The sequence below is a fragment of the Paenibacillus sp. FSL L8-0470 genome (assembly GCF_038008625.1).
Taxonomy (GTDB): Bacteria; Bacillota; Bacilli; order Paenibacillales; family Paenibacillaceae; genus Paenibacillus_AQ.
On the sequence record NZ_JBBOZM010000001.1, the window covers coordinates 2,294,635 to 2,312,230 of the forward strand.

Annotated in this window: 18 protein-coding genes; 7 read left to right on the forward strand and 11 right to left on the reverse strand. The window is 52.8% G+C overall.

The features are described 5' to 3' along the window. Positions 1 to 458: 458 nt before the first annotated feature. Entirely contained in the window at positions 459 to 806 is a 348-nt protein-coding gene (locus NST99_RS10250; RefSeq protein ID WP_341091438.1) for a hypothetical protein, read from the forward strand. A 44-nt stretch (positions 807 to 850) separates the two neighbouring features. Here NST99_RS10250 and NST99_RS10255 read toward each other — a convergent pair whose 3' ends face one another. Continuing rightward, positions 851 to 1,114 carry a hypothetical protein gene (locus tag NST99_RS10255; protein WP_341091440.1) on the reverse strand — a complete coding sequence of 88 codons (264 nt, stop codon included), beginning with the start codon at positions 1,112 to 1,114 and terminating at the stop codon, positions 851 to 853. A 124-nt stretch (positions 1,115 to 1,238) separates the two neighbouring features. Between NST99_RS10255 and NST99_RS10260 the strand changes: the two genes are divergently transcribed. Both NST99_RS10260 and NST99_RS10265 read left to right on the forward strand, forming a co-directional pair. Beyond that, positions 1,239 to 1,679: a hypothetical protein gene (locus tag NST99_RS10260; RefSeq protein ID WP_341091441.1), complete on the forward strand. Its 441-nt coding sequence runs from the start codon at positions 1,239 to 1,241 to the stop codon at positions 1,677 to 1,679. Continuing rightward, a complete protein-coding gene (locus NST99_RS10265; RefSeq protein ID WP_341091442.1) occupies positions 1,676 to 2,104 on the forward strand; it encodes a hypothetical protein in 429 nt (142 codons plus the stop codon). Before NST99_RS10260 ends, NST99_RS10265 begins: the two co-directional genes overlap by 4 nt. A 104-nt stretch (positions 2,105 to 2,208) precedes the next feature. On the opposite strand, the gene NST99_RS10270 is transcribed toward NST99_RS10265, so the two are convergent. The 6 genes from NST99_RS10270 to NST99_RS10295 are packed head-to-tail and all read right to left on the reverse strand — an operon-like array spanning position 2,209 to position 8,902. Beyond that, complete coding sequence (locus NST99_RS10270) at positions 2,209 to 3,339, reverse strand: YheC/YheD family endospore coat-associated protein (protein WP_341091443.1); 1,131 nt, start codon at positions 3,337 to 3,339, stop codon at positions 2,209 to 2,211. Next, positions 3,321 to 3,839, reverse strand: coding sequence for an N-acetyltransferase (locus NST99_RS10275; RefSeq protein ID WP_341091445.1), 519 nt, complete (start codon positions 3,837 to 3,839; stop codon positions 3,321 to 3,323). The genes NST99_RS10270 and NST99_RS10275 overlap by 19 nt, the downstream gene beginning before the upstream one ends. 25 nt (positions 3,840 to 3,864) lie before the next feature. Beyond that, a complete protein-coding gene (locus NST99_RS10280) occupies positions 3,865 to 4,977 on the reverse strand; it encodes a YheC/YheD family endospore coat-associated protein (protein WP_341091447.1) in 1,113 nt (370 codons plus the stop codon). Then, the gene (locus NST99_RS10285) at positions 4,974 to 6,344 is read right to left on the reverse strand and encodes a YheC/YheD family endospore coat-associated protein (RefSeq protein ID WP_341091448.1); all 1,371 of its coding nucleotides are present in this window, start codon (positions 6,342 to 6,344) and stop codon (positions 4,974 to 4,976) included. The genes NST99_RS10280 and NST99_RS10285 overlap by 4 nt, the downstream gene beginning before the upstream one ends. A gap of 13 nt (positions 6,345 to 6,357) precedes the next feature. Beyond that, on the reverse strand, positions 6,358 to 7,524 hold the full coding sequence (locus NST99_RS10290) for a YheC/YheD family endospore coat-associated protein (protein WP_341091449.1): 1,167 nt from the start codon (positions 7,522 to 7,524) through the stop codon (positions 6,358 to 6,360). 10 nt (positions 7,525 to 7,534) lie between these two features. Further along, positions 7,535 to 8,902, reverse strand: a complete 1,368-nt coding sequence (locus NST99_RS10295) for a YheC/YheD family endospore coat-associated protein (RefSeq protein WP_341091450.1) — start codon at positions 8,900 to 8,902, stop codon at positions 7,535 to 7,537. A 308-nt stretch (positions 8,903 to 9,210) separates the two neighbouring features. On the opposite strand from NST99_RS10295, the gene NST99_RS10300 reads away from it, so the two are divergent. Continuing rightward, on the forward strand, positions 9,211 to 9,552 hold the full coding sequence (locus tag NST99_RS10300; protein WP_340899474.1) for a YlbF family regulator: 342 nt from the start codon (positions 9,211 to 9,213) through the stop codon (positions 9,550 to 9,552). Positions 9,553 to 9,669: 117 nt separating this feature from the next. On the opposite strand, the gene NST99_RS10305 is transcribed toward NST99_RS10300, so the two are convergent. Beyond that, entirely contained in the window at positions 9,670 to 10,245 is a 576-nt protein-coding gene (locus NST99_RS10305) for a hypothetical protein (protein WP_341091451.1), read from the reverse strand. Positions 10,246 to 10,422: 177 nt separating this feature from the next. On the opposite strand from NST99_RS10305, the gene NST99_RS10310 reads away from it, so the two are divergent. Together NST99_RS10310 and NST99_RS10315 are read left to right on the forward strand one after the other, a co-directional pair. Continuing rightward, complete coding sequence (locus NST99_RS10310; RefSeq protein WP_038588896.1) at positions 10,423 to 10,704, forward strand: hypothetical protein; 282 nt, start codon at positions 10,423 to 10,425, stop codon at positions 10,702 to 10,704. A 259-nt stretch (positions 10,705 to 10,963) separates the two neighbouring features. Beyond that, complete coding sequence (locus NST99_RS10315; RefSeq protein ID WP_341091452.1) at positions 10,964 to 12,298, forward strand: DRTGG domain-containing protein; 1,335 nt, start codon at positions 10,964 to 10,966, stop codon at positions 12,296 to 12,298. 127 nt (positions 12,299 to 12,425) lie between these two features. Here the strand turns inward: NST99_RS10315 and NST99_RS10320 are convergent, their stop codons facing one another. The 3 genes from NST99_RS10320 to NST99_RS10330 all read right to left on the reverse strand — a co-directional run bounded on the left by NST99_RS10320 (position 12,426) and on the right by NST99_RS10330 (position 13,673). Further along, complete coding sequence (locus NST99_RS10320; RefSeq protein WP_341091454.1) at positions 12,426 to 12,743, reverse strand: YtpI family protein; 318 nt, start codon at positions 12,741 to 12,743, stop codon at positions 12,426 to 12,428. Between the two features lie 95 nt (positions 12,744 to 12,838). Beyond that, positions 12,839 to 13,342 (reverse strand): hypothetical protein, encoded by a 504-nt coding sequence (locus tag NST99_RS10325; protein ID WP_038588905.1) that lies wholly within the window; start codon positions 13,340 to 13,342, stop codon positions 12,839 to 12,841. 7 nt (positions 13,343 to 13,349) lie between these two features. After that, the gene (locus NST99_RS10330; protein WP_038588909.1) at positions 13,350 to 13,673 is read right to left on the reverse strand and encodes a YtrH family sporulation protein; all 324 of its coding nucleotides are present in this window, start codon (positions 13,671 to 13,673) and stop codon (positions 13,350 to 13,352) included. Positions 13,674 to 13,816: 143 nt separating this feature from the next. On the opposite strand from NST99_RS10330, the gene NST99_RS10335 reads away from it, so the two are divergent. Beyond that, complete coding sequence (locus NST99_RS10335) at positions 13,817 to 17,545, forward strand: DNA polymerase III subunit alpha (RefSeq protein ID WP_341091456.1); 3,729 nt, start codon at positions 13,817 to 13,819, stop codon at positions 17,543 to 17,545. Positions 17,546 to 17,596: the final 51 nt, after the last annotated feature.

A 17,596-nucleotide genomic window follows, 5' to 3' on the forward strand; every position in this document is an offset into this window, starting at 1 on the left:
CTAAGATTGAATGTAACTTGTATACGGGAATTCGGTCAAAATCATATTTGTTAGCAGATGTTGACGGAGATAAGAGAGTGGAAGCCATTGTAATTGCCTACCGATAATTACCTAAAAGGGGAAATCGAAAGGAGGAGATATATCTGATTGTTCTAGTTAGCATATTGTTTCTTATATTTAGTGTCTTTGCGGGAGTGGGAATTTGGTTGTCAGTATTGAATATAGTGCTCCTTATGGATAAGGAGCCTGGTTTTATTGAGCCTCAATATGAAAATGCTGTAATTCCCAGTCTCATCTTATTGGTAATTGTGATCTGCTATCTATTATTCATAATACACTCAATAAAAAACAATAATCAAAACCTGATGATAATCTGTTTTATTATTACTATATTCTTCTCTCTTTTTGGACCTCGGGGTTTAGGGTGGATATCTAATATAGACGATTATCTCCATAAAGTGAGTATAGAAAGTAATGATAAATTCATAAACAAAATCCAAGCGGATATTAACAATCAACATATTTCATATCTAATCGATTTGAAAACAAGTGAGAAAAGAGTAAAGGAGTTAAAAACATATTATGTTGCAGTACTAGTGAAACAAAGTGAGGGAGCCATTACTAAAGATGAGGTCGGATTTTTTGCGGAGAAGGCTAAAAGTAAAAAATTTAAAAAAGTGAGTTTATTATTTTATGATAAATCTAAAGCGAACTCTATAGAAATATATATGAAATATAAGAAAGGTATTACATACTGCTATCCAAATGATGAATGTGATGAAATGGAAATAATAGAGAATAAATAAATGACCTGTTGTTATTTCTAAAACAGCCGCCCCTTCTGACCCATTCAGATAAGCGGTTGTTTGGCTTTGAGTTCATCTAATCTTTCGGTTGCCTCCATCACTTCTTCAAGCTCTGCACCTGTCAAAGATAAACTGTCGATTTTTTCAATAAAACTACTCATAAGTTCGATTTCATCCATGGATGCAGCAATATCGGCTCGTAATACAAAAGCTTTGTACTGTAGTGTTAATGTTGCTTCTTCAACTTTCGAGAATACAAGGTCAAGCACTTTCGCTGCGTCAGCGGGTTTATCTTTGGCATAGGCCAATTGGTAGGCAGTTTCGAAGGCAGTGGCAACTCTTGACGGAGGTTCTTTCAATTTTCCTTTATTGTTTCGATAATTACATTAATAGGATGATCTGTATGTAATTTCGTCCTAAAAGGGGAGACAAATGGAGAAATTGATAAAGACATTACTCCAAGCCATTCTTTATGTACTAATAGTTGTTGGATTACATCTAATTTTGATCTATTTCCTTGAGCTAAGAATAGAAGGGTGGGGGGCAGGATTATTAGAATTCTCATTTAAGGTATACTTTGTGCCGCTATTTCTATGTTTCATTAATTCCTTTTTGTTTATAAGGACTCAGAGGATAAAGTACCATGTCACCTGGTTTCTGTTTACTACACTCCCTAATTCTTTACTTTTGTTATTTTTCAAAGGAATACAAAGTAGTGGAGATAGTGAGGATGCAGTTGTCGTTTCTATTGAATTATTCCCAAAATATCAGGTGGAAATGCTCATTTTGCTTCCTGGGAGTATTTTAGTAATCCAATTTATTTTGGCTTTATATTATCTCATCAAAATAAGAAAAGAAGGTAAAGATAATTGAAAAACAAATTTATTACTAGAATAAGAGCAATCTCACAAGTGGTATTTATTGTGATTTTGCATTTATTTGTTATTCATATTATGGATTTAAAAGTAGGAAAGTGGGAGGAAGAAGGGATAAGGCATATATTTATAGTTTATTCTGTTCTAATAATTCTACTGTACGTAACTTGCATGATGTCATTAGTAACAAAAAAGTTAAAATATAATTTAATTTGGTTTTGCATAAGTACTATTCCTAGTATTAGTATTCTGTTTTTCCTTAATAAAATTCAAGGGAATAATGTTACTGGATCTGGTTTTATTGATTTTAAATTTGACGATGGTTTTGTTGAATTGATGATTCTGTTTCCTTTTTCGTACTTGTTAATACAATTAGCTCTAGTTGTAGCACTATGGATATTTAAATTCCCAAAAAACAACTAAAAAACAATACATATACTATAGTTTTGATGACACAGCACGGTAGCCAAACAACCGCCTCTCTGAGTGATTCAGAAGAGGCGGTTGTTTGGCTTTGAGTAACAGATTTACTCTTCAGTTGTCTTTACCGGACTCGGCGTGTTCTTGTTCTTATACACCCACATCGCATATTCCAGCGGGCGCAGCATCGCTTTGCGGTAAGTGGCGCTGTCCCCGGAGCGGGCGAAGACTTCGCGGGCAGGCTTGGGATTGACCTCCAGCACGTAAATCTTTCCCTCACGGTCGATGGCGAGGTCCAGCGCCAGCTCGCATAGGGCGCCGAAGCTGTCCTCAAGGAAGGCGGCGGCTTCAAGCCCAAGCTTTTCAGCCGTTTTCATGGTTTTGGACGCTTTTTCTTCGCTGCCGAGCCATTTCTTCAGCAGGACCTCCGCACGTACCGCATGTCCGCCGCCGTGAAGGTTAGACGTTACGCTGCGGGCTGCTCCCACCCGGCCGGCCATGCCGGTCAGCTCCCACACGCCTTGGCCGTTCTTTTGCACTAGCATGCGGTAGTCGTGGTAGCGCCCGCTGGGCAGGCGCAGCGGGATGCCCTGCTGGACCAGGAAGCGTCCGCCGAGGCACCATTGGCGCACAATGGACTCCAGACGGGTGAGCGACACCTTGCGGGGGGCAATAATTTGCCGGTTCTGGCGGCGTCCCTGGATATCGTAGAGTTGCTTGCCGTCCCGCTGCCGTTCAATCCGCAGGATGCCGCGTCCACCGGTGCCGTTGATCGGTTTGACGTAGACGACAGGGCTGAATTTCAGCATCCGGTGCAGATCGGCGGAAGACTGATATAGCAAAGTTTCCGGCATATGCTGGCGGAAGCGGCTTTTCTGCGAAAAGGTCTGGTGGACCGTCCATTTGTTGCGCAGCGGCCGGTTCAGAAAGGTAAGATGACTATAGCGGGAGCGGAATCTGAGCAGCTGCTGAAAGCGGGAGCTGCGCTGGATCCGGCAGCGGTCATAGATCATGTTCGGGAATGGCCGCCATTTGCGTGACCATTTGCCGCTTTTAACATCGTAGACAAGCGCGTGAATCTGTTCTTTGCTGACATGCACATCGGAAGGAGTAAACACAAAGACATCCAATCCAATGCGGCTGCCTTCAATAATCATCCTCCTGTATACACTCTTCTCTTCAAGCTGTTTGGCGTCGTTCAGGTATAGTGTAAGGATGCCTAAGACGGGTTCTGGCACAGGAGCTCACCTTCTTGTGGGTAAATTTCCACGCTGCCTCTGCTCTGGGGCGACCGCAGCAGCAGCGTGGGCTTGCCGTTAGGTCCGCTCTTCAATGCCACAGCGGCAAGCCCGCTGTTAAAGCACATCTTCAGGCTTGCCGTATTGTCGGTAGCGACGTTGCATTCCAGGCGGCCGAGCCGCTCCAGCTGCCCGGACAGCAGGGCTGTACCGGTATGTCTATTCCGGTATAGAGGATGGACGGCAACAAGACAGGCTTCTTTGCCGTAGCCGGATACGAAGCTCACGCCTGCCAGCTGACGGCCGCTTTGACCGCGTACGGTGGCGACAAGCAGGGAGACGCCCGGCTCGGCAAGCTGCTCCGGAGTCAGACGGGCCAGCATCCTGCATGCACGAAGCGTAATCCGCTGCTCCCCGTACTCCCTCAAAAATTCCAGCAGCCCGGCCAACCTGGAATTCCACTGGCCCGGACTGCTGTCATAGATAGAGGATATCTGCATGGCGTGTCACTTCCTTTACAGGTTTCTACTTATTCATGCGGGCCAAATGCTGGCTGTACTGAAAAATCCGCTCCAGGGACAGCTTGCGGATGGCCGGTTCGTCGAATTTCATCGGCCGCGAGTTGGCCTCGAAGAACCACAGGTCGCCGGCCTCATCGACACCAAGATCCATAGACATCTCACCCAGCAACATTTCGGAGGCCCGTTCAATCTGGCGGGCAATCAGCAGCGCGGTGGTGGGGACATTCTTGAGAATAGCTGCGGCTCTTTCTGGACCGAAGGTTCCTTCCAGCATGGTTGCCGGTTCTTCAATACTGCCGCCGCGCGGCACATGGGTTGTTATGCTCCGGGCACCAGCCAGTCTTGCACCGACTCCGGTCACTGCCCAGGCTCCCCGGCTATTCTTTTGCAGGAGCACCCGCAAATCAAAAGGCCGCCCGTGGTGTGTTGCGAGCTGAATGGCCTGCTGCACAATATAACGGGATTGTTTTTTCTCCTTGCTGACCCGTGCCCACAAGCGGTCCATGGAGGCCGCTTTGTAGGTCGCGTTCTTTTTGCCGCTCTGTATCTGCAGCCTATAGGGCAGGCTTACATCCTCACGGTATTTTAGCCGCATAATTCCCTTGCCGGCTTTGCCGCTTTCCGGCTTCAGGTAGAGACTGTCATGAGTACTCAGCATGGCGATAAGGGTGTTTGCGCTGCGCAGCCGTCTCGTTTTGGGCACATGCTTCGAGGTTGCGCGCGATGCCTTCAGCCATTCAAACAAATCCCATTTATTAAAAAAACTCGGGTTGTAGAGCTTGATATGGTCATGCCCCAGGCACTCGGCAATTTTGCGGGCGACTGGTGCTTTTTCTTCTTCTTCACGATTGGATATCCGGTTATAAATGACTTGCGGCAGCGGGACAGGAATGCTGTACCACAGCTTGCCGCTGGGGGAAGGGACGTAGCCGTTCACCGTCCGCTCCTCCAGCTTTAAATCACGCGTAGTCACAACGTACACAAGAAAGCCCATTTCTCTGCCGGTGCGGATAATGTCGCGGAAGTTATTGCGGTTGCCGCGAAATTGCTTTACTCTGTCACTGGTCGTTAGTATAGCTATTACGGGTTTGCTGGGGTCAGGGATTCGGCTGTTCACAGATCATCCCTCCTGCGGAATTTGCTGAGATAGAGACAATGCTCCAGGATGTGCTCAATGGAAGCTTTGCCCTCAGCGCGCAGGGAAGGATGGCGGAAGATCGAGCGTCCCGGTTTGGCGTTAGCCTCGAACATCCAGATATCTTCATCCTGGTCAATTCCAAGGTCAAAGCCGATTTCGCCAAGCAGATGGTGATGCTGGGTCTCCAGCGACTCGGCCAGCCTGACGGCGGTTGTTTTCGCCCGCTGCAGCACTTCATCCGCTCTGGCGCCGAATACGCGGCCCAGGGCCTGTTGCGGTGTGAGCAGGGCGCCCCCGTTCTTCAAATGGGTGGTCACACTGCCCCTGCCGGCTTTTTTGGCTCCGATGCCTACAACCACCCATTGATTGCTGCCGTTCTTATGCATATGGAAGCGGAAATCAATGGGGCAGGAGTCAATTTCGATCAGGCGGATGCCCTGCTGCACTACATAATTACTGAGGCTTTGGCCATGGCGGGCGCGCAGCATGCGCATTAGGCTTTCGAAGTTGGTAAACCGCAGCAGCACATTTTTACCGCTCTTGCGGTACCGGGCGAAGTAGCCTTTCTTCGGCAGGTAAGTGAGCCGGTAGATTCCATGGCCAAGACTGCCTGCGGAAGGTTTGTAGTAGACAAAGTGATGCCGTTCGAGCATCTCCCGCATTTTATCCGGATTTGGATTGCTGTGCGTTTCCGGTACATAGCGGTTTGCCGCCCCGTCATTTTCCAGCAGCCGGTAGATATCTGATTTATTGAAAAAGCTCCAGTTGAAATACGGGATTCTCTTGCGAGCAAACCGTTCACGCAGCTGGTTGATATAGGGGGACACCTCGGCTCTGCGGCTGGGCAGACGGTTATACACGACATCCGGAAGCGGTACTACTTTGCGTTCGAATTTGCCGTTTGCATTCAGGAAGAAGCCGTTCACCTGCTCCTGCTGCCAGTCGATGTCACGCGGCATGAAGGCGAAAATATAACATCTGTTGCTGCCTTCCCGCAGGAGCTGCTTAATAAAGCCGGTGCGGGACCCGAAGGGGCTCGTCGAGGACCCGGGGCCGTCGGACAATACACCGACCAGCGGTCCAAGCTGTACTTCATCCTGCAGGTTGCGCAAATAGACGCCGCCTGATTTGGGGACTTTGATTGCACTCTTTACTCCAGTGGCGAGGAACAGATGCTTGCCGGCACGTTTGATCGGTTTGATCGTTGCCGGGATGGCATCTTTTCCGAGCCGCAGGCGGATATTTTTCTTGCCGGTTAGTTTCAGGCTTTTCATCAGTTCACCCGAGACGTAGACAACTCTTTGGGGCTGCTTGGTGAAATGCACATTGCAAAAAGTGAGACCCATTTATGAATCCTCCTTAGGAACCGTTGATATCATTCTCCCGTTTGTAACGGAACTGCCGCGTAGATGGCTTGCGGTTTGCTGCTGAATTCAGCAGCAGATGACGCGCATAGCGCAGGGGGTTCTCGGCGGCGAGCTTAGCAGCCCGGCGGTCGCCCGTCAACCGGAACACCGTGCGCCCTGGTTTGGAATTGGCTTCAAGCAGATAGATCCTGCCGCCTTCATCAATACCGTAGTCTAGGCCGAGTTCTCCCAGCCTGCCGCATGATTCCTCCAGCAGCGGCGGCAGTAAAGCCGATGCTGCTGCAAGCTCCTCCATAAGCCCGATTCCCGTCTTGCCGTATTCTGCAAGCAGGAAGGGCTTGGCGGGAACCGCTGTTCCCCCGCCATGGAGGTTCGAGGTCAGCGAACCGCGGCTGCCCAACCGGACGGCCATGCCGGTAAGCGTCCAGACGCCTCTGCCGTTCTTCTGCATGAGTACACGCACGTCGAACGGCTGTCCTCCGCTGCCGGTCAGATGAAGGTAAGGTTGTATAATATAGCGGCGCGGGCCGATAAAGTCATGGATCCAGCTCAGACCTTCGTCCAGCGTTCGGAAACCTTTCTCAAAGGGGACATTTGCCTCATCACGACCTCTTAAGCTTATGCGCCCGCCCTCGTTATTGCTTAGGCGCTTCGCATGGATTGTGCGTTTGCCATGGGTGCCGGACCTTGGCTTCAGAAAAACGCCGTCCTCTCTTTCTGCAAGCATCGTGTCCAAATCACCGGTACCGGTGTAAAGTCTGGTCTCGGGCAGCCATGCTGAAGCTCTGCGGCTGCGCCGTAAAATTTCATAGACGCTCCATTTATCAGGCAAACCACGCGACCACGGAAGCGACCGGGATAAGGCAGCCAGGGCGGAAGCGGCGGATCTTTTTTCCTGCAGGCTTGAGTATAGACAACGGTTATACAGAATGTCGGGCGGAGCTGCCAGGGTAGGCTGCCACTGTCCGTCATTCCAGATATAGCCGCGTATGGATTGGCCGTCTCTTGCAACTCCCTCCGGGTGAAAGATAAGCACCTGCAGATCATACAGCGGGGCTACCCGGCATAACTGACTGCAGAACTCCGGTTCCGCGATGGGAGGATTCCCGCGGCGGCGGCCCGTCATGATGCCAAGGAACCCCATTGCTGTCTCTGTCATAATGCCCTCCTTATAACCCGGCCAAGTAGCGGCAATATAGAATCATCTGTTTGACGGACGGTCTGATTTTCACATCACTGAGGGGCGTGTTGTCGTTTTTGGACGGTTTGGAGTTGACCTCCAGCAGCCAGATTTTCCCCGACTGATCCAGGGCAAGGTCAATACCGAGCTCCCCGAAATGCGCGGGAATATAGGTTTCCACACCCCTGGCTATCGCCAGGGCTGCCCGTGGAAGCTGCAGCTGTGTGCTTTCTTTGGTCCCGGACGAGAGGCTGCTCTTGCCGATGGCCTCGCGGACAGTGCTGAGCGTGCCGCCCCGCGCCAGATTGGAGACAAAATGGTTGCTTCCGGCGGTACGGGCAACTATAGAGGTGACGCCCCACTTGCCGGTGCCGTTCTTCTGCACAAGTGCCCGGAAATCTACCGGACGCCGTCCAAGCTCTAGTAGAGGGAGTCCCTGCTGAATCTGGTAGCGGGTGGTTTTCATCTTGGGCGCAATGGATTGAAATAGCTTCGCCAGGGTCGGATAGACTTGTTTACGCGTGCCAAGCGGTGTTGTGGATAACAGCCGGTAGCCGCCCCCCTCATCTTTGGAAATGCGGAGAATGCCTTTTCCAAGGCTACCGCGTACCGGCTTCAGGAAGACGCTGGGATAGCTGCTGCACATTCTTTTTAATACGGCGAAGCCGGTTAAGGCATGCGATTCCGGCAAATACCGCTGCAGGGCGGCATCCTGTGCCAGTGCTTCGAACACCTCTGTCTTGTCAAGGAACTTTTCATTGAAGAAATGAGTTCCGTAGCGGGATTTTACATCCGCCAAAAAATGCTGTACGCTAGGTTTATTCTCCACCTTTCGAGTCGTAAGCCGATTGTTAATGACATCGGCAATGGGCAGACTCAGCTTCCGCCATCCCTCGTCGTATACCCAGCCCTCAATGGAGGAGCTGCGTGTTTCCAGCCCTTCCGGGGTAAAGAAATATACATAGGCGCCTTGTGCATGGCAGGCATTGGTAAGCTCCCGGCAGAACAGGGTGATCGGGCCGAATACCCTTTCGGGATGGTCCGGATGGTCCCGGCTCACCAGAACTCCAATCAACGGTCCGAGCCGCAAGGTGCGGCTGCCGGAGCTGTATGAAGCATTCAGTGAGAGCCGTTGCCGCAGTCCGAGTTTCCGTGCCAGCGCTTCATTTACGCGCAGACTGTCGGCTTTGGGAACCGGAATGACGGTGACCTCCTGCCGGAAAGAGCCGAACGTGAGCCGGATCGTTCCGTGTGCGGGTATTTTGAGCTTTTTCATGGATTTTTCGCCCAGCATTACAGCGTTTTCCTGCAGGATGCCCGAGTGGACCGAGTGGACCGGGATCTTGAATTTGGACATCGTGGATCTCCTTCCAGTAGGCAGCATGATGCCGGCAATATGAATCTTAAGGGTTACATATCATTCATCATATGGAGACATCTGACCCTTGGTGATTGACCTATTCTTTAAAAAGCCGTGCCGGATTTGAACGAGGCAAATCAGGATGCGATGCTTACAAAACTTAGGCAGATGCTTTCGAAGCGAGTTTTGAACGAAGCTGAATCAGGAAGCGATGCTCACAAAACTTAAGCAGATGCTTGCGAAGCGAGTTTTGAACGAAGCTGAATCAGGAAGCGATGCTTACAAAACTTTTAGGAGGAATTATAATGAACGTAATTGACAAGGCGCATGAACTGGCGAGAGCCATTAAGGAAAGTACGGAGTTTTCGGATATTTCCAGTGCTATGAAGGTAATTGAGGCCGATCCGGAAAGCAAACGGATGCTCGACAGCTTCCGTCAGAACCAGATTGAGCTGCAGCAGCGCATGATGAGCGGGGAGATGCCTCCACAGGAAGAAATGGAGAAGATGGAGAAGCTGTTCGAGGTGCTGAATCTGAATCTGGGCATCCGTCGCCTATTTGATGCGGAACGCCGTCTCAGTGTCGTTATCGAGGACGTGAACAAAATCATCACCGACAGCCTGTCGCAAATGTACGGCGGTCAATAATTCTGTATCTAATCACACTGCTGCCAGGGGTGGCTGCAATGTATGAACAACAGGAGGGTGTCTCCTAGCCTAATGGCTAGAGGACACCCTCCTGTTGGTTATTTATAGCGGTGAAGCTTACTCCTGCTTGCCTTCCACTGCACAGAGCAGAATCCCGGCAGCCAGGCCGAGACGGCGGTCCAGCTGGCTGCTGCGGTCCTCGGAGAAGTCGGCGATGATTTTGGTAACGAAGGGGTTGAAATTTTGCCGGAAGGCGGGAATGACGGTGTTCCCAAGCTCAATGTTATATTTTTGCGGAATGAGTGTGATAAAGCGCCGCAGGAGAGCCATAAGTGTGCTGTTTTCTTTGATTAGCCCGATTTCGGTATCCCGCTGATCCAGGATGATCCATTCATCCTTCAGGATCGATTTGAGCCCCTTGCGGCGGAGCGCCCCGATATGTTCGCCGGTCTCCGAGTCATGCACATCGTAGGTCGCGCTGAAGTCGATTACACTGCGGGCTTTAATGCGCAGCAGCTCCTTTTCCATACTCTCGTCCGTAAACAGTGCAATGTCCTCTTTCAGTTTGAAGGCTTTCATTTGCGAATAGAGCACAAGCTCTTCCGAACTGTTGTAGATGTGCAGCTTAGCGCCCATAATGGAAAAAACCTTTTTGCGGATTATGTACTCGGTATGATTGAATGCGTTATTCAATGTAGAATCGCCTCCCTGTAATGCTAACATCATCTCATATCGGAACGGTGCAGGCTATAGTGTAGATTACTTCCCGGAAGTTTTTTGCAACTTGTCTCATAATTCCGGCTGCATGTTCATAGAGTAGAGATATAGATTCCATGGAATAACCTTTTAAGAGAGAAGGAGCTGTCTGTAATGAAGAAAAGAAACAAGTTCAAGCATGGTGTGTATATGCTGGCGGCACTGGCTATGCTGCTCTATGCACTGCCGAAGCTGTCCTTTCAGAACGGGCCTGGCTGGGTGCTGGGGTTCGGCGTGGTCTGGTGCATTTTTGCCTTTCTGGTGATAGCGTCACATTTGCATTTTATCATCGGTGTGGATGAAGAGAAACAGAAGCGCCTGGAGTCTGTCCGCAAGCATAAGCTGGAGCAGTGGCAGGGCAAATGGAATGAGGAGTCCCGTGTGGCAGAAAGATGATGTAATTCCACCGAAAGTAGTCCCGTTCCCGAATTTCTTCCGCAGTCAGGACAACCCCTGCATCCGCCGCTTTGGTGGGGGCAGGGGTTATTGTGCAGTTGCTTAAGCCTGAGGTGCAGTGTGTTTCATACTTGCTCCGGTATAGCAATATGTTCACAGATATAGCCAAATCTAAGCTTCCGTTACTGTTGTACTCCACTGTTGCCTCCGTGTATAATAGGTACAGAATAGTACAGATCGGGCTATGGGGGTGTAACAGTTGGAGGGTCAAGGCGATAACATTACAAAACATGAACAGCTGCTCCAGCACATTGAAGGCCTTAAGGTTGGCACCAAAATTTCCGTCCGTAAGCTGGCTAAGGAGATGGCGGTCAGTGAAGGTACCGCTTACCGTGCAGTGAAAGAGGCCGAGAATCTCGGAATTGTCATTACGAAGGAGCGCATCGGTACTGTCCGCGTTGAGAAGAAGCCGCGGAATATTTCCGATCAGCTTACCTTCGGGGATGTAGTGGATATTGTGGAAGGACATGTGCTCGGCGGAGTGAACGGCCTGAATAAGCATCTCCATAAATATGTCATCGGCGCGATGAAGGTTGATGCTATGATCCGTTATATCGATGCTGACAGCCTGCTGATCGTGGGTAACCGTGATGATGTGCATTCGCTTGCGCTGGAGCAGGGTGCAGGCGTGCTTGTGACGGGGGGCTTCGGGACGAGCCGTGAGGTCAAAGCGCTTGCTGATGAGCTGGACCTGCCGGTGATCTCTTCAAGGCATGATACGTTTACTGTGGCCTCCATGATTAACCGGGCCATATTTGACAGGCTGATTAAGAAAAAGATCATGCTGGTTGAAGATATCGTGGATAACAAGCCGCGGCTGAACACCCTGAAAGTCACAAGCACCGTCGGGGAGTTGCGGATGTTGTCACAGACCAGCGGCGAACTGCGTTTCCCGGTTACGGATGAATGGAACCGGGTTATCGGCATCATCGGCCGCAGGGATGTTGAGGAGTTCAGCGAGGAGCAGAGCATCGAGAAGGCGATGATCCGCAGCCCTGTCACAGCTGCCCTGCAGACGTCGCTGGCCTCGGCGGCGCAAATCATGATGTGGGAGGGCATTGACTTCCTGCCCATCGTGGACCGCAACCGCAAGCTTGTGGGCTCGCTGACCCGCCGGGAGGTACTGCAGAGCCTGCGTGATGTCAGCAATCAGCCGCAGCTCGGGGAGACTTTCGACCACTTGATTTGGAACGGCTTTGCCGAAGAGCGGGACGAGGAAGGAAAGCTGTTCTTCCACGGCTTCATCACACCGCAAATGGCGACCGATCTGGGTACCATCTCCGAAGGTGTGTTATCCACGCTGATGACGCTTTCCGCATTCAAGGCGGCTAAGGACATTACCGGGAACGACTACGTGCTGGACAATATGTCAACATATTTTATCCGCCCGGTGCAGATTGAGCATTCGGTTATCGTCTTGCCGAGGCTGCTGGAGATCAGCCGCCGGACCTGCAAGCTGGAAATTGAGATCTCCCACAATGACACAATAGTTGCCAAAGCGGTGCTGATGCTGCAGTCGATCGACCACGGCTGAACCTTCTTATCCTACCAAAAAGACTATCCCGCCGGGATAGTCTTTTACGCATATACGATACAGCGGTTGTCTTCTGATAGCACCGGTTTCACTTAAGGATGCTGAGGATGCCGGTAATGCAGCCAGACTACTGGCGGGTAAAATGATTTTCATTCCTGTTCCGGCTGTAGTATCCGTGGCTGCGCAGTCCGGAGAAGATGTTGAAGGCGCCGATCACCAGGAAAACCGCCTCCACAATGACATTGACCGTGGAACCGCGGAAGAGGAACATCGACATCAGCGACAGCGTCACCAGCATGGCGCCGAGCAGCACATTCATAATAGCGCGCTTGCGGCCTTTCTCCATCGGATCTGGCGCTCTGCGCGAGGATAAGCTGTATAAGGCGGCACCGGTCATACAAATCACCAGCAGGACAAACAGCACGTACTTGATGAGCAGAATCATGGATAGGCAGCTCCTTTATCAACGTAGTGGAAAATGATAGTTTTGCCTCTGATGTATCCGTATATCACCTGTCCACTATTGTAGCATGATTGGCCTCAGCTGCGCTTATACGGATTAATTTCCACCCAGATTTGCAGTACTCCCTCCATGACGAGCATGGTGCGGATTTTAACCGCATATTCCTTTTCGCGCACGATGTATATTTTACCGTCCAGAAGCAGCCGGGCCAGCTTGCCGTCCGTGTCGATTTCGAACATGCTGCGTCCGCGCATCGGTTCAAGGTCGGAGACCATTTTGCTGATAATTTCTTTGGTAGTTACTGGGTCCAGAGCCGCAGCGCCGTCCTTGACCTTGCTATCCTCTGTGCGCAGCTTGATCTCCCGGATGACGGTAGAGGTGTTGTTGTATTTTTTGAGTGTCTGGATATCCTTCCGGTATTGCTCGATCTGCACACGAAGATCCTGATTGTTCAGCCAGAGCACATTATACCCCATGTGAAAAATAGCGTTGTACGCGACAGCTCCTGCGACCATACCGAGTACAAAGACGGCGGAAATCTGCGAGAAGCGGCGGTAGCGGTGGAACGGGGGGATTCTCATTCCGGCATCACCCCTTGCCGCACACCCATTTGACCAGCTCGCTGCCCATATGAGCGCCCAGGAAGGCAAATACTAGATAGAGAATTTGCTTGATGGCTGGGGAGAGGTTGCCTCCCAGCATGTTGCTCTCAATGACCCGCATCGGGTCAATCGTTCCGCCGACAGCGGCGGCAAGCGCCCAGATTTTAATCCGGTCCGCGATATCCAGCATAGTCTGTGTAGGCGGCTGCAGGGAGACTACCGCACCGATCCCGCCCAGCATGGCTCCACCCAGTACGATGCCGCAGGCAATAAAGAAGTCTAGGACGGCTTTGCTCAAAAACACGTTCATACAAGGCCCCTTTCCGGACCAGGCCTGTTCGTCAGCTCAGCCTGTCCTTGTGCTCTTACTCCATTCTATGGGCGGTTCCCCCTCTAATATGATAAAATAGTTTCATCTTATGTTTTGATTGTTGACTGAAGGGAAGTGGGGATATGAGCCCTTACGTGCATTTGCATGTGCACAGCGAATACAGTTTACTGGACGGGGCGGCGCGCATTACCGATCTCGTGCGCCGGGCCGGCGAATACGGCATGAAATCGCTGGCGCTGACCGATCATGGCGTGATGTACGGGGCAATCCCCTTCTATAAAGCTTGCAAGGCTAATGGCATTAAGCCGATCATCGGCTGTGAAGCTTATTTGACTGCGGGCTCGCGGCGTGAGCGGGGCAGCCGCAAGGATCAGCCGATCTACCACCTGATCCTGCTTGCCAAGGATGAAACCGGCTACAAAAATTTGATGAAGCTGATCTCGATCGGCCATCTGGAAGGCCAGCATTACAAGCCCCGCATTGATATGGAATCCCTGGCCGCGCATGCTGAAGGCATCATCTGCCTCAGCGCCTGCCTGGGGGGCGAGGTGCCGCAGCATCTGCTGCATGGGCGGGATGACGAAGCGCGCCGGGCGGCGCTGAGATATAAAGAGATTTTTGGCGGGGACTTCTATCTGGAGCTGCAGGATCATGGCATTCCGGAGCAAAAGCGGGTGAACCCGAAGCTGATCGCCCTTGCCGCCGAATGTGATATTCCGCTGGTCGCCACGAACGATGTGCACTATCTGGCCAAGGAGGATGCCGAGGTACAGGATGTGCTGATCTGTATCGGCACCGGCAAGACGGTGGATGATGAGGAACGGCTCAAGATCGGGACAGACCAGCTCTTTTTCAAAAGCGGCGAGCAAATGGCGGCACTGTTCCCGCATGTGCCGGAAGCCATCCTCAACACCGAGGCCATTGCCGGGAAATGCAATCTGGAGCTGACGTTCGGGGGTCATATTCTGCCGGAATATTCCCCGCTGCCGGAAGGGCTGGATGCGGCAGCTTACTTGCGTGAGCTGTGCCGCAGCGGGCTGGAGGAGCGTTATGCGGATACACCGCTGTGGGCTTCGCCGGAGCAAAAGGCAACAGCCGAGAACCGGCTTGACTATGAGCTGGGAGTCATTGAGAGCATGGGCTTCAGCGATTACTTTCTGATCGTCTGGGACTTTATCGCTTATTGCCACCGGCAGGGCATTGCCACCGGACCGGGCCGCGGATCTTCCGCAGGAAGCCTGACCGCGTACAGTCTGCGGATTACCGATGTTGATCCGCTGAAGTACAATCTGCTCTTCGAGCGTTTCCTGAATCCCGAGCGGATCACGATGCCGGATATTGATATCGACTTCAGCGACGAGCGGCGCGATGAGGTCATCGCTTATGTCGTTGATAAATACGGCCAGGAGCATGTGGCGCAGATCATCACCTTCGGAACGATGGCGGCGCGGGCGGCGGTGCGTGACGTAGGCCGGGCACTGAACCTGCCCTATAACGAGGTGGACAAGGCTGCGAAGCTGATTCCCGGCCAGCTCGGCATTAGCATTGCCCGGGCGCTGGAGAGCAGCCCTGATCTTAAGGCGCTGTATGAAGGCAATCCGAAGACCAGAGGTCTGCTGGACATGGCGATGAAGGTCGAGGGAATGCCCCGGCATGCTTCCACGCATGCTGCAGGGGTCGTCATCTCCAAAGGTCCGCTGACCGATGCGGTGCCGCTTCAGGCCGGCAACGAGAGCACCGCGCTCACCCAGTACTCCATGGAGCATCTGGAGAGTGTCGGACTGCTCAAGATGGACTTTCTGGGGCTGCGGACCTTGTCGATTATTGAACGCTGCATGAACTGGATCAAGGAAATGAGCGGCAGTACACCCGATTTCCGCAGCATTCCCGACGATGATCCGCTAACCTATGAGATGCTTGGTGCAGGTGAAACGACCGGCGTCTTTCAATTGGAGTCGGCGGGGGTAAGACGCGTGTTGAAGGATCTGAAGCCTTCAGGGTTCGAGGACATTGTCTCCGTGGTGGCGCTGTACCGCCCGGGTCCGATGGAGTTTATTCCTAAGTTTATTGCTGGTAAGCACGGCGAAATTGAAGTGGAGTATCCTCATGCCGACCTGACGCCGATCCTTGCCGATACTTACGGGATCATCGTATATCAGGAACAGATTATGCAAATCGCTTCACGGATGGCCGGGTTCTCGCTCGGTGAAGCCGATCTGCTGCGCCGCGCGGTGTCGAAGAAGAAACGCGAGACACTGGATAAAGAGCGGAGTCACTTCGTAGAGGGCAGCTTGAAACTGGGCTATCTGGAGACCGATGCCAACGCTGTCTATGATATGATTGTGCGGTTTGCCGATTACGGCTTCCCGCGCGCCCATGCCGCAGCTTACGGCGTGCTGGCCTTCCAGACAGCCTATCTGAAGGCACATTATCCTGTGCAGTTTATGTCGGCGATGCTGACAGCAGTAATGGGTACACACCGCAAGGTGGCTGAATATGTACTGGAATGCCGCCGCACGGGCATCGGCGTATTGCCGCCGGATGTCAACGAGAGCGGCGTGTTGTTTACGCCTGTGCCGGGAGAAGGCAGCGGCCATATCCGTTTTGGCCTGGCTGCGGTCAAGAATGTCGGCACACTGGCTGTGGAGAACATCATCGCCGTCCGCAAGGAGCGGCCGTTCGACAGCCTGCTGGATTTCTGCCGCCGCGTTGATCTCCGGGTCTGCAACAAGCGCGTGATAGAATCGCTGCTGCAGGCCGGCGCTTTCGACCGTCTGCAAGGCCACCGGGCGCAGCTGCTTGCGATGCTGGATGAGACAGTCGATGCCGCGCTGAAATGGCGAAAGGAGCGTGACGAGCTGCAGATCCAGCTGTTCGACGACCTGATAGAAATGCCGAACTGGGAAATCCGCTATCCGGATATCCCGAAATTTACCATCGGCCAGCAGCTGGAGCTGGAACGCGAGCTGCTCGGGCTGTATCTGTCCGGCCATCCGCTGGACGACAGCGCGGAGCTGCTGGAGGAGCCGGGCATGCAGCGGCTGATGGATCTCGGCGAGGCTGAGGATGAGAGCCAGATCGTGACGGCAGGCATGGTGGTGTCGCTCAAGGAAATTACGACAAAATCCGGCAAAGCGATGGCTTTTGTCGAATGGGAGGACCAGATCGAGCGCTGCGAGGTCGTGCTGTTTCCTGAGGTGTGGAAGCGGAGCCGCAGCCTGATCGAGAAGGGTGCGCTCTTGGCCCTGCGCGCCAAGGTGCAGCAGGAGGACGAGGGCTTCAAGCTGCTGGCCGAAGAGGTCGCGCCGCTTGGCGCCGACACGATTCGCAGCCTGCTGCAGCGCCGCAGCGCAGCTGCCGCCCGCGCGTCCGCCGCGGGCCGCACCCAGACGGCAGGCGCGCCCGGAGGTGCGTCTGCCTCCCGGGCGGGCGCAGGCGGCCCTGGCGCCGCCCGCAGCACCGCAGGCGGCGTTACCGCGCCTGCGCCCGCAAGGCCCGCTGCCGCGCAAGCAGCGGCGCGACAGGAAGCCCCGCGCTCCGCAGCGCCGGGACCGGCAGGCCAGCGTCCTGCAGCCGCAGACGCTGTGGAGTCCGCTGGCCGGAGTTCCGGCGCAGCGGGGAGCGGCCAGCGTGTCTTTATCAAGATCACGCCGGACTCCGAGAACCCGGCGCTGCTCTCGCGCCTGCAGGCGCTGCTGCAGACCCATCCCGGCCCTGCAGCCACCCTGCTGTTCTACGAGCGTGACCAGAGGCTGCTCGCGCTCAGCGACGGCTACCGGATCAAGCCGTCTGAGGAGCTGTTCGCAGCGATCGAGGGGATGCTTGGAGCAGGTACAGTTCGAATAAAATAAGAACATTTCCGCCTTTTTCTGCATACATTAGGAAACCACAGGGAACTGTCC